Annotated in this window: 1 protein-coding gene; it reads right to left on the reverse strand. The window is 36.6% G+C overall.

The annotated features are described in order from the left end of the window. Positions 1-29 precede the first annotated feature (29 nt). On the reverse strand, positions 30-685 hold a 656-nt coding region (locus JMM81_RS22670), incomplete at its 5' end, for an IS3 family transposase (RefSeq protein ID WP_256243817.1).

The raw sequence follows: 685 nt of genomic DNA on the forward strand, positions 1-685 counted from the left end.
TGAGGTGACCCCTAAAAGTTAGAGTTGTATTATGCAGCTAATTGGCTGGCATGGATACGGTATTGAACCGGACTCATGCCTGCCAATTTTTGCTTTATGCGCTTGTTATTATAGTAAATGATATATTCTTCCAATCTCTTTTTTAATTCCTCAAATGAGCAGAGTGCTTCTCCGTAATACATTTCCTGTTTTAGTAATCCGAAAAAGTTCTCCATAGGGGAATTGTCTAAACAGTTTCCTTTTCGTGACATACTCTGGAACACCTTGTGTTTCGTTAGTGTTTTTATCCATTTATTATGTTGATAATGCCAACCTTGATCAGAGTGAACAGTGGTTCTATACTTTGATACCTTTACAATTTCTAAAGCTTCCTCGAGAGGTTTGAGAGCTAATTCTAGGGTTGGGTGCATACTTATCCCATACGAAAGAATTTCACCGTTGAACATATCCATAATTGGACTTAGATATAGTTTCACACCATCTGAGCACTTGAATTCTGTAATATCTGTTGTTAATTTTTGATGACACACACTTGTGTGAAAACGACGGTTGATTCGGTTCTTGGCAATAGTTCCGATAGTTCCTTTATAAGAACTATACTTTCTTGATTTTCTACTGAACTTCTCGCATTTGAGTCCAAGTTTATTCATGATGCGTTGAACCTTCTTGTGATTCACAATCAAAC

Origin of the sequence: Bacillus sp. V3B, from assembly GCF_024494465.1 — a bacterium.
Lineage (GTDB): Bacteria > Bacillota > Bacilli > Bacillales > Cytobacillaceae > Bacillus_BD.